The sequence below is a fragment of the Streptomyces sp. NBC_00400 genome, assembly GCF_036048035.1.
Classification (GTDB): Bacteria; Actinomycetota; Actinomycetes; order Streptomycetales; family Streptomycetaceae; genus Streptomyces.
This window is the reverse complement of sequence record NZ_CP107940.1, coordinates 5,015,756-5,028,775: the sequence shown is the minus strand read 5'-3', so window position 1 is coordinate 5,028,775 and position 13,020 is coordinate 5,015,756. Positions and strand designations below refer to the sequence as shown.

Here is a 13,020-nt window from a genome sequence, read left to right as displayed (position 1 = left end):
CACTTCCGCACACATGATCACGGCATCCTGTTCCCATGCCGAACACCCATCGCAACCCGCCGGACTACGAGGCGTTACGCCCCGAGGCCGTCGCCCTGCGCCGCGCCGGCCTCAGCCGCCGCCAGATCCGCGACCGCCTCCACGTCCACAACAACGACATCCTCAACCGCCTCCTCGACGGCATCCCCGCCCCCGACCGGACCCGCCGCCCGAACGCCAAGGACGACCTCCGCGAACGGGCCCGCGAACTGCGGAAGGAGGGCAGGACCTACGACGAGATCCAGGTCGAACTCGGCTGCTCGAAGAGTTCGATCTCGCTGTGGGTACGGGACCTGCCGAAGCCGCCACCCCGTACCCCCGAAGAGGCCTCGGCCATCGCCCGCCGCGGCTGGGAGGCGACACTCAAGCGGCGCGACGAGGAGCGGCAGCGGACGAAACAGGCCGCGACGCGCGAGATCGGCGAGCTCACCGACCGGGAACTCTTCCTGATCGGCGTCGGCCTGTACTGGTCCGAGGGCAGCAAGAGCAAGCCGTACCGCCTCAGCGAACGTGCCGTCTTCATCAACAGCGACCCCGACATGATCCGGGTCTACCTCGCATGGCTCCGCCTGCTGGGCGTGAACCATGAGCGGCTGCGGTTCTACGTACACATCCACGAGTCGGCCGACACGGGGGCCGCGGAACGCTTCTGGGCCGGCATCACAGGCGCCGAGCCGTCAGCCTTCGGCAAAACCACACTCAAGAGACACAACCCCAAGACGGTCCGCAAGAACGTCGGGGAGGACTACCACGGCTGCCTGATGATCCACGTTTCGCAAAGCGCGGAGCTATACCGTCGCATCGAAGGCTGGTGGTACGGCATAGTGTTGGGTGCTGAGCGATCAGCCTGACGGAATGTCTGGTTTGACCCTCTTCATTATCCCCCGTGGTGTAATGGGCAACACTGTCGGTTTTGGTCCGACCATTAGAGGTTCGAGTCCTCTCGGGGGAGCTCTCCATCGAATGGGCATTTTCCGGGTCCTGACCACCACGTCAGGACCCGCCCGCGTTTCGGCTGCTATACGCACCGGTATCCTTCGGGTGACCACCACCCGAAGTAGCCAAGAAGCCGAAGGGCATCCCCGTGAGCGCCAACCGCCCGGCAGCCGTCGTCGTTCTCGCAGCGGGTGAGGGCACCCGCATGAAGTCGGCGACCCCCAAGGTCCTGCACGCACTCTGCGGCCGCTCCCTCGTCGGACATGTCGTCGCCGCCTCCCGAGAGCTGGATCCCGAGCATCTCGTCGTGGTCGTCGGCCATGCCCGTGAGCAGGTGCAGGCGCATCTGGCCGAGGTCGACCCCGCCGCCCGCACCGCCGTGCAGCACGAGCAGAAGGGCACCGGCCACGCGGTCCGTACCGCCCTGGAAGAGCTGAGCAACAGCGGTGTCGCCCTCGACGGCACCGTCATCGTCGTCTGTGGCGACACCCCGCTGCTGACCGGCGAGACCCTGCGGCTGCTCGGCGACACGCATGCGGCGGACGGCAATGCCGTGACCGTCCTGTCCGCCGAGGTCCCGGACTCCACCGGCTACGGGCGCATCGTGCGCGAGGCGGGTACCGGCGCGGTGACCGCGATCGTCGAGCACAAGGACGCCACCGCGGGCCAGCGCGCGATCCGGGAGATCAACTCGGGGGTTTTCGCCTTCGACGCGCAGCTCCTGGTGGATGCGCTCGGCAAGGTCCGTACGGACAACAGCCAGGGCGAGGAGTACCTCACCGATGTGCTGGGGATCGTGCGGGAGGCCGGGCACCGGGTCGGTGCGGCGGTGTCCGCCGACCACCGGGAGATCCTGGGGATCAACAACCGGGTGCAGCTGGCGCAGGCGCGGCGGCTGCTGAACGACCGCCTGCTGGAGCGGGCGATGCTGGCCGGTGTGACGGTGGTGGATCCGGCGTCGACGTGGGTGGATGTGTCGGTGACGTTCGAGCCGGACGCGACGGTGCACCCGGGTACGGAGCTGCGGGGGGCCACGCATATCGCCACCGGCGCCGAGGTGGGTCCGCAGTCCCGGCTGACGGATACGTCGGTGGGTGCGGGCGCGGTGGCGTCGTTCACGGTGGCCGAGGGTGCGCGGATCGGTGAGGGTGCGAGCGTCGGTCCCTACGCCTATCTGCGGCCGGGGACGGATCTGGGTCCGAAGGCGAAGGCCGGCACGTATGTGGAGATGAAGAACGCGTCGATCGGCGAGGGCACGAAGGTGCCGCATCTTTCGTATGTGGGAGATGCGACGATCGGTGAGTTCACCAATATCGGTGCGGCGAGTGTCTTTGTGAACTACGACGGTGAGGCGAAACACCACACGACGGTCGGGTCGCATTGCAAGACGGGGTCGGACAACATGTTTGTGGCTCCGGTCACGGTCGGGGACGGCGCTTATACGGCGGCGGGCTCGGTCATCACCAAGGATGTGCCCCCGGGTTCGCTGGCGGTCGCGCGTGGCCAGCAGCGGAATATCGAGGGTTGGGTCGCGCGCAAGCGGCCCGGAAGCGCCGCCGCGCAGGCGGCTTCGGCTGCTCGCCAGGATGCCGAGGGCGAGCGGTGACCGTGCAAGGGGTGCGCCGTGCGGGGCGTACCTTTGTTGAGCGCACGCAAACTGTGATTCGAGGAGATTTGCTGTGACCGGGATCAAGACGACCGGCGAGAAGAAGCTGATGCTCTTCTCCGGCCGCGCCCACCCCGAGCTTGCCGAGGAGGTCGCGCACCAGCTGGGTGTGGGCCTGGTCCCGACCAAGGCTTTCGACTTCGCCAATGGTGAGATCTATGTCCGCTATCAGGAGTCGGCGCGTGGCGCGGACTGCTTTTTGATTCAGAGCCACACGGCTCCGATCAATAAGTGGATCATGGAACAGCTCATCATGATCGATGCGCTGAAGCGGGCTTCGGCGCGGAGCATCACGGTCGTCGTGCCGTTCTACGGTTATGCGCGGCAGGACAAGAAGCACCGTGGCCGTGAGCCGATTTCGGCGCGGCTGATCGCGGATTTGATGAAGACCGCGGGTGCGCACCGTGTGGTGACCGTGGATCTGCACACGGACCAGATCATGGGCTTCTTCGACGGCCCGGTGGATCATCTCTTTGCGCTGCCGGTCCTTGCGGACTACGTGGGCGCGAAGGTCGACCGCGACAAGCTGACGGTGGTCTCGCCGGACGCCGGCCGGGTGCGGGTCGCGGACCGCTGGTGCGACCGCCTCGGTGCGCCGCTGGCGATCGTCCACAAGCGGCGTGACAAGGACGTGGCGAACCAGGTCACCGTGCACGAGGTCGTCGGCGATGTGAAGGACCGGGTGTGTGTCCTGGTCGACGACATGATCGACACCGGTGGCACGATCTGTGCGGCGGCGGATGCGCTGTTCGCGAATGGTGCGTCGGATGTGATCGTGACGGCGACGCACGGTGTGCTGTCGGGTCCGGCGGCGGACCGGCTGAAGAATTCGAAGGTGAGCGAGTTCGTGTTCACGAATACGCTGCCGACGCCTTCGGAGCTGGAGCTGGACAAGATCACGGTGCTGTCGATGGCGCCGACGATCGCCCGCGCGATCCGTGAGGTGTTCGAGGACGGCTCGGTGACGAGCCTCTTCGAGGAGCAGTGAGCGCCGGCTCCCGGGCGGACCTGTGAGGTAGTCCGGGGCTGATCGACTTTGGGGCGGCCTTCCGGCCGGGTAGACTCATCGAGTTGCTCGGCGAGGGAGGCCGCCCTTTTGTGGTGGCTGTCCGTTATCGACGCGCTCTTCGTAGCAGGTCTGTCGTGGGCCGGGTAACGCCCACCAGATGTTTTCTGCGATACGAGGAGTGCCGTTATGGCTGAGGTCAAGCTCACCGCCCAGGTTCGTACCGACTTCGGTAAGGGTGCCGCGCGTCGTGCGCGCCGCGCCGACCTGGTTCCCGCGGTGATTTACGGTCACGGTGCCGAGCCGCAGCACGTGGCGATCCACAACCACGCGCTGATGATGGCGCTGAAGACGCCGAACGCCCTGATCCGTCTGGACTTCGACGGCAAGAGCGAGCTGGTCATCCCCAAGGCCGTGCAGCGTGAGGCGATCCGCCAGTTCCTGGTGCACGTGGACTTCCTGGCCGTGAAGAAGGGCGAGAAGGTCTCCGTCGAGGTGCCGATCCACGTCGAGGGCGACCTGGCGCCGGGCCAGCACGTTCTGGAGCACGTGCTGAACGCGCTGCCGATCGAGGCCGAGGCCACCCACATCCCCGAGTCGGTCACGGTGTCCGTGGCGGGCCTGGAGGCGGGCGCTTCGGTGCTGGCCAAGGACATTGCCCTGCCGTCGGGTTCCGCGCTGTCCGTCGAGGACGACGCGGTGGTGCTGCAGGTTGTCGCGGCGCAGGTCGAGGCTCCGGCCGAGGAGTCCGCCGAGGGTGAGGGCGAAGGCGCCGAGGCCTGAGGCTTTCTTCGCTGAGGGGTTTCCCCGGCGAGTGGTCCAGCCGCTGCCGCGCGCCTTGGGGCGCGGGGTGGCGGTTGGCCTGTTTCATGGGCAGTTGCGGTCGGGGCCGGTGCGGGGTTGCCGGCGGATGTGGGAGTGGCTGAGATGGCGGACGCTGATCCGTGGCTGGTGGTGGGGCTGGGTAATCCGGGCCCGGAGTATGCGCGTAATCGCCACAATGTGGGTTTCATGGTGGCGGAATTGCTGGCGGAACGGATGGGGGGCCGTTTCAAGGCGCACAAGGCGCGGGCGCAGGTGGTGGAGGGGCGTTGTGGTGCGCCCGGTCCGACGAGTCGTCGTGTCGTGGTGGCGAAGCCGTTGTCTTTCATGAATCTGTCGGGTGGGCCGACGACGGCGTTGCGGGATTTCTACAAGGTGCCGGTCGGCAACATCATTGCGATTCATGATGAGTTGGATATCGATTACGGTGCGTTGCGGCTGAAGCTGGGTGGTGGTGACAACGGTCACAACGGCCTGAAGTCGATCACGAAATCGCTGGGTGCGGAGTATCACCGGGTGCGGTTCGGGATCGGGCGTCCGCCGGGCCGTATGCAGGTCGCGGATTTCGTGCTGAAGGATTTTTCCTCGGCGGAGCGGCGCGAGCTGGATTATTTCGTGGACCGTGCCGCAGATGCGGTGGAGACGCTGATCGTGGACGGTCTGGAACGGGCGCAGAGTACGTACAACTCCTGAATGGGACAGCGGGGGGCAGGCTCTGACGAACCGTGGTCGGAGGTTGACCGGGTGCGGGTTATGGCCAAGGATCGCCGCCATGCCCAGAAGCAGTACGCGCACCAAAGCGGTCAGACGGAGTCGTACCCGGCGGGTCGGTGAGAGCGCTTACGGTGCGCTGCTGCTGGCCAGGACCGGGGTGATGGGTCTGCTGGCGCTGCTCCTGCTGGTGGCGGGGGTGTGGACGTCGTGGCACACGGCGCAGTACGCGATGCTCGTCAAGGCGCGGGAGCGCGGAATGATGACGGTGTCGGCGTGTGCGGCGGAGCGGTGCACCGGGTCGTATGTGCCGACGGGGGGCGACGGCCGGCCGCGGTCGCGGGTGACGATCGCGGAGGCGGCGGCGGGGGGCCGGGGCGAGCGGGTCGAGGTGACGGTCGAGCCGGGGACGGCGCGTGCGGTGCGGACCGGGACGGCCGGGATCCTGCATGCGTGGGTGCCGTTCGCGGGGTCGTTGCTGCTGGCGGCGCTGGTGGTGGCCGGGGGGATGCGGCTGCGGCGGACGGCGTGGGTGATGGGGTTGTTGGGAGCGGTATTGCTGGGCGCGGCGTTCGCTGCGCTGTAGGCGGTACGGCTGCAGACGGTACGACGGCAGACGGTACGACGGCAGACGGTACGACGGCAGACGGTACGACGGCGGCCCGCCCTCTCGGTGGAGAGGGCGGGCCGCCGTCGTGTGCCTTGCCGGGTGGTGTCAGCCGGTGTTGCGCAGTCCGGCGGCGACGCCGTTGACGGTGAGCAGCAGGGCGCGGGCGAGGACCGGGTCCGGCTCCTCGCCGCGCTCGGCGGCGCTGCGCTGGCGGTCCAGCAGCGAGACCTGGAGGTAGGAGATCGGGTCCAGGTAGGCGTCGCGGATGTGGAAGGTCTGCTTGAGGACCGGGTTGGAGTCGAGGAGCGTCTTCTCCCCGGTGACCCGCAGGACCTCGGCGACGGTGAGTTCGTGTTCGGCCTTGATGACGTCGAAGACGTGCTTGAGCTCGTCGGGCACGAGGGTGTCGACGTAGTGCTGGGCGATCCGCAGGTCGGTCTTGGCCAGCGTCATGGTGACGTTGGACAGGAAGTTGCGGAAGAAGTGCCAGTGCTCGGACATCTCGTCCAGGACGCTGTCGAGTCCGGCTTCGCGGGCGGCCTTGAGGCCGGTGCCGACGCCGTACCAGCCGGGGACGATCTGGCGGGACTGGGTCCAGCCGAAGACCCACGGGATGGCGCGCAGTCCGTCGAGGCCGGCGCCGGAGTCGGGGCGGCGCGAGGGGCGCGAGCCGAGGTGGAGCTCGGCGAGCTGGTCGACGGGGGTGGAGGCGAAGAAGTACGCGGGCAGGTCGGGGTCCTCGACCAGGCGCCGGTAGGAGCCGTGGGCCGCCTCGGAGACGGTTTCCATGGCGGCGTCCCAGCGGGCCAGGGCCTCGTCGGACTGCCGGGGGGCGGTGTGCAGGGCGGAGGCCTGGAGGGTGGCGGCGACCGTCAGTTCCAGGTTCTCCCGTGCCAGCGACGGCACCAGGTACTTGTCGGAGATGACCTCGCCCTGTTCGGTGACCTTGATCTCGCCTTCGAGGGTGCCGTAGGGCTGGGCGAGGATCGCGTCGTGGGAGGGGCCGCCGCCGCGGCCGACGGTGCCGCCGCGGCCGTGGAAGAGGCGCAGCCGTACGCCGTGGCGGTGGGCGACGTCGCGCAGCAGGCGCTGGGCGCGGTGGATCTCCCACTGGGAGGTGGTGATGCCGCCGAACTTGGAGGAGTCGGAGTAGCCGAGCATGACCTCCTGGACGTCGCCGCGCAGGGCGACCAGGCGCCGGTAGGAGGGGTCGGCGAGCATCTCGTCGAGCAGCTGGTCGGCGATCTTCAGCTCGTCGGTGGTCTCCAGGAGCGGGACGATGCCGATCTTGGCCCAGCCGGCGTGCAGGTCGATCAGTCCGGCCTCGCGGGCGAGGACGGCGGCGGCGAAGACGTCGTCGGAGCCGGCGCACATGGAGATGATGTAGGACTCGACGACCTCGGGGCCGAAGGTCTCCTTGGCCTTGCCGATGGTGCGGAAGACGCCGAGGGTCTTGGCGCCGGCCTCGTCGAGCGGGGCCGGGGTGGGGGCCAGCGGGCGGCGGGAGCGCAGTTCCTTGGCGAGGAGCTTGCGGCGGTAGTCGCGCGGCATGTCCGCGTAGCGCCAGGATTCCTCGCCGAGGCGGTCGAAGAGCTGGCCGAGGGCGTGGTGGTGGGCGTCGGCGTGCTCGCGGACGTCCATGGTGGCGAGCTGCAGGCCGAAGGCGGCGATGGTGCGCAGGGTGCGCTCCAGACGGCCGTCGGCGACCAGGCCGCCGCGGTGCTCGCGCAGCGAGGTCTGGATGAGGGCCAGGTCGTCGAGGAGTTCCGCGGTGCCGAGGTAGTCGCGGCCGGGGACGTGGGGGGTGTCGCCGGCGAGACGTTCGCGGGTGTTGACGAGCTTCTGGCGGATGCAGGTCGCCTTGAGGCGGTAGGGCTCCTCGCTGTTCAGCCGCTTGTAGCGGGGGCTGATCTCGGGGAGGAGGTCGAGGTCGTGCCGGAGGGATTCCAGCAGTTCGTCGGTGGCGCCGCAGTTGCGGATGGAGTTGGACAGCGCGCCGCGCAGTTCGTCGACGTGCTCCAGGGCGTCGGTGATGCCGTGCTCGTGCTGGAGGAGCAGGACGTCCCAGGTGACCTGCGGGGTGACGTTGGGGTTGCCGTCGCGGTCGCCGCCGATCCAGGTACCGAAGGTGAGCGGGCGGGTGCCGGCGGGCAGCTCGGTGCCGGCCCGCTCCAGCTCGGCGGCGAGGTCTTCGAGGACGTCGCCGACGGCGCCGCGGCCCAGCTCGTCGAGGTAGTAGATGGCGTTGCGGGCCTCGTCGGTGGGCTCCGGGCGGGCGACGCGCAGCTCGTCGGTCTGCCAGATGAGGTCGATGTTCTCGGCGAGGCGGAGGTCGGCGCGGCGGCGCTCGGAGTCCGTGCTGTCCAGCAGCTCGGCGACCTTGCGGAGCTTGGTGAGGACGGAGCGCCGGGCGGCCTCGGTGGGGTGCGCGGTGAAGACGGGGCGCACTCCGAGGTTGCGGGCGGTCGCCTTCAGGTGCTCGGGGTCGGCGTCCTTGAGCATGTCGGCGGTGCGGGCGAGGATGCTGCCCTCGGCGGCACGCTTGGCGCCCAGCTCACGCCCGCGGTGCACCTGCTCGGTGACGTTGGCGAGGTGGAAGTACGTGGAGAAGGCACGCACCAGCTTGGCGGCGGTGGCCAGGTCGGTGTCGCCCAGGAGCCGGGCGGCGGCTTCGCCGTCGGAGCGGGTCAGGGCGCGGACCTGCTCGACGAGGTCGAGGAGCTCCCGGCCTTCCTGGCGGACAAGGGTTTCGCCGAGGAGGTCGCCGAGACGGCGGATGTCGGCGCGCAGGGCGATGTTGTCGCTCGGGCCGGGGTCGAGGCTCTCGATGGGCGCGATCTCGGCTGGAGTGTTGTCGGCACTGCTCACAGGTGCGGCTCCTTGCAGCGATCAGGGGCGTCGTACCGCGGCTCATGGGAGAGGTGCCGGCGGGCGACGGGTGTGCAGGTCTGATGCGGGCGGGTTGCGGACCGCGCTGTCCGACGTCCCCAGGATAGGTCTGCCCAGCGTCAGCAGATCACACCGTCCGCTGGGTGGGCAGATGCGTCACAGGGGGTAGGTGTGGCGCCTGTCACGGCCTTGCCCGTGACGGTGGCACTGCCATACTTACGAGACCGTAGGTTACGGTTCCGTAGCCGTAGCCGTGCCCCCGAGCCCCCGAGCCCCCGACGAGGGACACCATGACCGCTGGTCCTGAAGCCGTAGAAGATCCCCCGATTCCTGCCGATTCCTCCGCCGGTTCAGCCGCAGCTCCGTCGTCGTCCGCGACGCTGGGTGGCGAGCAGCGCAGGTCGATCGAGCAGATCACGCTGCTGCTCTTCATCACCGTCCCGTTCGTGGCGCTGGTCGCCGCGGTCCCGCTGGCCTGGGGCTGGGGGGTGAGCTGGCTGGATCTGGGGCTGATGGTGGCGATGTACTACATCGGCTGCCACGGCATCACGATCGGCTTCCACCGCTACTTCACGCACGGTTCGTTCAAGGCGAAGCGGCCCCTGCGGATCGCGCTCGCGATCATGGGCTCGCTGGCCGTCGAGGGGCCGCTGGTGCGCTGGGTCGCGGACCACCGCAAGCACCACAAGTTCTCCGACGCCGAGGGCGACCCGCACTCCCCGTGGCGCTTCGGCGAGACGGTGCCGGCCCTGATGAAGGGCCTGTGGTGGGCGCACATCGGCTGGATGTTCGACGAGGAGCAGACGCCGCAGCAGAAGTACGCACCGGACCTGATCAGGGACGAGGCGATCCGTACGGTCTCCCGCCAGTTCGTCCTGTGGACGACGGTGTCGCTGATGGTCCCGCCGCTGGTGGGCGGTCTGGCGACCTGGTCCTGGCAGGGCGCGCTGACCGCGTTCTTCTGGGGTTCCCTGGTCCGCGTCGCGCTGCTGCACCACGTCACCTGGTCGATCAACTCCATCTGCCACGCGGTGGGCAAGCGCCCCTTCAAGTCCCGCGACCGGTCGGGCAACGTCTGGTGGCTGGCCGTCCTGTCCTGCGGTGAGTCCTGGCACAACCTGCACCACGCGGACCCCACCTGTGCCCGGCACGGGGTGATGAAGGGGCAGCTGGACTCCAGCGCCCGGCTGATCCGCTGGTTCGAGAAGGCGGGCTGGGCGTATGACGTCCGGTGGCCGGACGCGTCCCGTATCGACGCCCGACGCGCGGAGCCGGCCGCCGGGGGTACGTCCCGGCGGTAGGCGGGGAAGGCATGATTGACGGGTGGCGATCGACAGCAGCAGCGCGAGCAACAGCAAGGGCAAGCCCTCCCCGGCCGCGGGCACGCGGCGGGCCCGCCGGGTCCGGATGACCGGTGCCGAGCGCCGGGAGCAGCTGCTGGACATCGGTCGCACGCTCTTTGCCGAGCGGGGCTACGAGGGCACCTCGGTGGAGGAGATCGCGGCGAAGGCCGGGGTCTCCAAGCCGGTGGTCTACGAGCACTTCGGGGGAAAGGAAGGCCTGTACGCGGTGGTCGTGGACCGCGAGATGCGGCAGCTGCTGGACATGGTGACCGGCGCACTGACCGCCGGCCACCCCCGCGAACTCCTCGAACAGGCGGCGTTCGCGCTGCTCGATTACATCGAGACCTTCACCGACGGCTTCCGCATCCTGGTCCGCGATTCCCCGGTGGCCCAGTCCACGGGCACCTTCGCCTCCCTCATCAGCGATATCGCCACCCAGGTCGAGGACATCCTGGGCCTGGAATTCAAGGCCCGCGGCTTTGACCCGAAGCTGGCCCCGCTCTACGCCCAGGCCCTGGTCGGCATGGTCGCGCTGACCGGCCAGTGGTGGGTGGACACCCGCAAGCCGAAGAAGGCCGAGGTGGCGGCCCATCTGGTGAACCTGGCCTGGCACGGCCTGGGCAACCTGGAGGCGAAGCCGCGGTTGATAGGGCACCGGAAGAACTGAGGGGCGGGAGGGGACGGCGGGGCTCGGGGGCAGGGCTCCTCGGGCCGGGAGTCGCCCGGCGGGGAGTCGCGGGTCGGGAGTCGCCGGTCGCGGCGTCCCCTGGTGATCATCGTCTGACACACTGGGCGGCCGTCGTCACGTACCGCGCCTCACCAGGAACCGTCAGACGGTCATCCGGGTACGCGAGGGTTGGACCTTTGCGGACGAGGCGCTCCGGAGCTGGAGCAGCAAGCCGAATGACCGAAATAACCTTCTGCCTTTCCCGGGCAGAGTTCGCGCAGCAATTCACCGCGCTACCCGTGCACGAGGCATGGGGGGCTCTCCAAACGGGGAATGGACGGATTGCCGCCGAATCACCGCTGGCCCGGGTGCACCGCCGGGGCGGCAGTGACGACCGTGAGGCGGCCTTCACCCTCACCTCGCCGGCGGAGCCCGCCCACACCCTGTGCACCGTCGCCCCCGAGGCCGGCGCCGCCGGATCGGGGACCGCTTATGCGGTGCATGACGGAACCGGCCACCTCATCGGCCGGATCGTCCGTGAGCGTTCCCCGCTGGGCATTCGCCAGGCATGGCGCATCGAGGACACGGTCAAGCAGTGCGGCGCGGTCGCCTACAAGGGGAATGTCCGCGGCTGGATCGCCTATTGGGCGGTCTCGCCGTTCTGGCTCGTTCTGGCGCTGATCCACCTTCTCAACGGCGACCTGCATCCGGGCCGTTCAGTGTGGAGCAAGCCCCACCGTGCCCGCTGGCGCATGCAGACCGGCGGCGGAGCGAAGAGGGCCGCTCTCGACTTCAACACGGGCCGATACCGTGCAGACCCCGGCCTGCTGAATGTCCATCTCCTCTATGCGCAGGCCGTGCTGTACGGCGCGTAGCGCCGATAGAGCACCGAAGGGCGTGCTGCGACGGCTCTGGGCCCAGCGAAACTCCCTCCGTTGACCGTCGTCTGGCACTCTGGTGGGCCGCCGCCAGATGCCGCGCCCACGAGGAAACGTGGGACAGCCATCCCCCGGGTACCCGAGGGTGAGACTTCCGCGGGACGAGGCGAATCGAAGCAGGAATTACGGAGCGAGCAATGTCCGAGGTCACGTTCGGCATCACACGGAACGACGCTGCGACGGAGTTCTCCGCGTTGCCGGGGTGTGCGGCATGGGGGATCCTGCACCCGGGACGGACCGGGAAGATTGCCCCCGGTCCGACGCTGGCCCGGGTTCATCACCACCTCACCAGTTCCGAGCAACAGCCGGCCTTCACGCTGACGACCGCGGCAGAGCCTGCACATACCCTGTGCACCATCGCCCCTCAGGCCGGCGCTGCTGCCCAGCAGACCGTCTATGCAGTGCATGACGGGTACGGCCGGTTCATCGGTCAGGTGACCCACGAACGTTCCCCCCGAGGAATCCGTCAGGCGTGGCGCATAGAGGACGCAGGCAGGCAGTGCAGCGTGACCGCCTATAAGGGGAATATCCGCGGCTGGATCGCCTACTGGGCACTCTCGCCCTTCTGGGTCATTCTTGCGTTGCTGGATCTCCTCAACGGCGATACGCATTCGAGCTGGTGGCTTTGGGGCAAGCCCCGCCGCGCCCACTGGCGCACGCGAGCCGGCGACGGGCCGCGGAAGCCCGCCCTCGACTTCAAGTCCGGCCGATACCGCGCAGATACCGGACTACTGGATGTGAACCTCATCTATGCGCAGGCCGCGCTGTACGGCGCGTAGTACCGGGGCCGGGCGCCGCTCTCCCTTTCACGGAGCGCCGCCATGCGGCTTTCCACGGGCAGCTTTTCACGGAGTGCCGCCACGCAGCCCGCCCCCATGCGGGCATTCGAAATCTGGCGACATATCCGGCATAACCCACAGTTTATTTCTTCATGCATCTTTGCCATGCCACCTCGCTGCACATTACCCCTCCTTTAGCCCTGCGCTTTCACCCCGTCGGGCGGTCACGGTACGGTGAGCAAATGTGCCGATCAGGGATCGTCGCACCCAAGAATTAGCCGAGCGATGGGGGAATCGCGCCGTGGCGACAGACTTCAAAATCGATGTCGAGCGCATCCAGGCGATGCTCAAGAAGCTCGCGGATGCGGACGACCGCATGCGGGATGCGCAGCAGCGGCTCAACAAGGTGGGCCCGAAGACTCTGGGCACCGATGGTCTCGACGATGCCTGTGACGAGTTCCAGGATCAGTGGGGTGACGGCATCAAGCGGATCTCGGGTGCCGCGAAGGAGATCCACGAGAAGCTCAAACTGACGCTGGACGCCTACAAGGCAGGCGAAGAAGAGAACGCCAAGATGATGGGCAAGAAGTAACCACCGGCGCTGCCTGATCAAC

At 68.4% G+C, this 13,020-nt stretch carries 12 protein-coding genes and 1 tRNA gene; 12 read left to right on the top strand and 1 reads right to left on the bottom strand.

Translation table 11 applies throughout. From position 1 onward, the window contains the following. The first annotated feature begins 35 nt into the window (after window positions 1-35). The 7 genes from OHS81_RS22130 to OHS81_RS22100 all read left to right on the top strand — a co-directional run bounded on the left by OHS81_RS22130 (window position 36) and on the right by OHS81_RS22100 (window position 5,766). The gene (locus OHS81_RS22130) at window positions 36-890 is read left to right on the top strand and encodes a hypothetical protein (RefSeq protein ID WP_328386416.1); all 855 of its coding nucleotides are present in this window, start codon (window positions 36-38) and stop codon (window positions 888-890) included. 29 nt (window positions 891-919) lie between these two features. Beyond that, a tRNA-Gln gene (locus tag OHS81_RS22125) sits at window positions 920-991 on the top strand. Window positions 992-1,123: 132 nt separating this feature from the next. Continuing rightward, window positions 1,124-2,581: a bifunctional UDP-N-acetylglucosamine diphosphorylase/glucosamine-1-phosphate N-acetyltransferase GlmU gene (gene glmU / locus OHS81_RS22120; RefSeq protein ID WP_328386415.1), complete on the top strand. Its 1,458-nt coding sequence runs from the start codon at window positions 1,124-1,126 to the stop codon at window positions 2,579-2,581. Between the two features lie 73 nt (window positions 2,582-2,654). After that, on the top strand, window positions 2,655-3,629 hold the full coding sequence (locus OHS81_RS22115; RefSeq protein WP_328386414.1) for a ribose-phosphate diphosphokinase: 975 nt from the start codon (window positions 2,655-2,657) through the stop codon (window positions 3,627-3,629). A 207-nt stretch (window positions 3,630-3,836) separates the two neighbouring features. Beyond that, window positions 3,837-4,430, top strand: coding sequence for a 50S ribosomal protein L25/general stress protein Ctc (locus OHS81_RS22110; RefSeq protein WP_328386413.1), 594 nt, complete (start codon window positions 3,837-3,839; stop codon window positions 4,428-4,430). 144 nt (window positions 4,431-4,574) lie between these two features. After that, on the top strand, window positions 4,575-5,162 hold the full coding sequence (pth, locus tag OHS81_RS22105; protein ID WP_328386412.1) for an aminoacyl-tRNA hydrolase: 588 nt from the start codon (window positions 4,575-4,577) through the stop codon (window positions 5,160-5,162). A 79-nt stretch (window positions 5,163-5,241) separates the two neighbouring features. Continuing rightward, a complete protein-coding gene (locus OHS81_RS22100; RefSeq protein WP_328386411.1) occupies window positions 5,242-5,766 on the top strand; it encodes a hypothetical protein in 525 nt (174 codons plus the stop codon). 129 nt (window positions 5,767-5,895) lie between these two features. Here the strand turns inward: OHS81_RS22100 and ppc are convergent, their stop codons facing one another. After that, on the bottom strand, window positions 5,896-8,619 hold the full coding sequence (gene ppc / locus OHS81_RS22095) for a phosphoenolpyruvate carboxylase (protein ID WP_328391328.1): 2,724 nt from the start codon (window positions 8,617-8,619) through the stop codon (window positions 5,896-5,898). A 350-nt stretch (window positions 8,620-8,969) separates the two neighbouring features. Between ppc and OHS81_RS22090 the strand changes: the two genes are divergently transcribed. The 5 genes from OHS81_RS22090 (at window position 8,970) to OHS81_RS22070 (ending at window position 12,998) form a co-directional block, all read left to right on the top strand. Next, a complete protein-coding gene (locus OHS81_RS22090) occupies window positions 8,970-9,980 on the top strand; it encodes an acyl-CoA desaturase (protein WP_328386410.1) in 1,011 nt (336 codons plus the stop codon). Window positions 9,981-10,002: 22 nt separating this feature from the next. Further along, the gene (locus OHS81_RS22085; protein ID WP_328386409.1) at window positions 10,003-10,689 is read left to right on the top strand and encodes a TetR/AcrR family transcriptional regulator; all 687 of its coding nucleotides are present in this window, start codon (window positions 10,003-10,005) and stop codon (window positions 10,687-10,689) included. A 236-nt stretch (window positions 10,690-10,925) separates the two neighbouring features. Further along, window positions 10,926-11,564 carry a hypothetical protein gene (locus OHS81_RS22080; protein ID WP_328386408.1) on the top strand — a complete coding sequence of 213 codons (639 nt, stop codon included), beginning with the start codon at window positions 10,926-10,928 and terminating at the stop codon, window positions 11,562-11,564. A 200-nt stretch (window positions 11,565-11,764) separates the two neighbouring features. Continuing rightward, window positions 11,765-12,406 carry a hypothetical protein gene (locus tag OHS81_RS22075; protein WP_328386407.1) on the top strand — a complete coding sequence of 214 codons (642 nt, stop codon included), beginning with the start codon at window positions 11,765-11,767 and terminating at the stop codon, window positions 12,404-12,406. Between the two features lie 301 nt (window positions 12,407-12,707). Further along, window positions 12,708-12,998, top strand: coding sequence for a WXG100 family type VII secretion target (locus OHS81_RS22070; RefSeq protein WP_238573352.1), 291 nt, complete (start codon window positions 12,708-12,710; stop codon window positions 12,996-12,998). The last annotated feature ends 22 nt before the right edge of the window (window positions 12,999-13,020 follow it).

What these genes read in the sequence shown, in the direction of transcription:
- OHS81_RS22130 (WP_328386416.1), top strand. Translation starts at nt 36, where the DNA reads ATGCCGAACACCCATCGCAACCCGCCGGACTACGAGGCGTTACGCCCC.
- pth (WP_328386412.1), top strand. Translation starts at nt 4,575, where the DNA reads ATGGCGGACGCTGATCCGTGGCTGGTGGTGGGGCTGGGTAATCCGGGC.
- OHS81_RS22075 (WP_328386407.1), top strand. Translation starts at nt 11,765, where the DNA reads ATGTCCGAGGTCACGTTCGGCATCACACGGAACGACGCTGCGACGGAG.
- OHS81_RS22090 (WP_328386410.1), top strand. Translation starts at nt 8,970, where the DNA reads ATGACCGCTGGTCCTGAAGCCGTAGAAGATCCCCCGATTCCTGCCGAT.
- OHS81_RS22100 (WP_328386411.1), top strand. Translation starts at nt 5,242, where the DNA reads ATGCCCAGAAGCAGTACGCGCACCAAAGCGGTCAGACGGAGTCGTACC.
- OHS81_RS22110 (WP_328386413.1), top strand. Translation starts at nt 3,837, where the DNA reads ATGGCTGAGGTCAAGCTCACCGCCCAGGTTCGTACCGACTTCGGTAAG.
- OHS81_RS22080 (WP_328386408.1), top strand. Translation starts at nt 10,926, where the DNA reads ATGACCGAAATAACCTTCTGCCTTTCCCGGGCAGAGTTCGCGCAGCAA.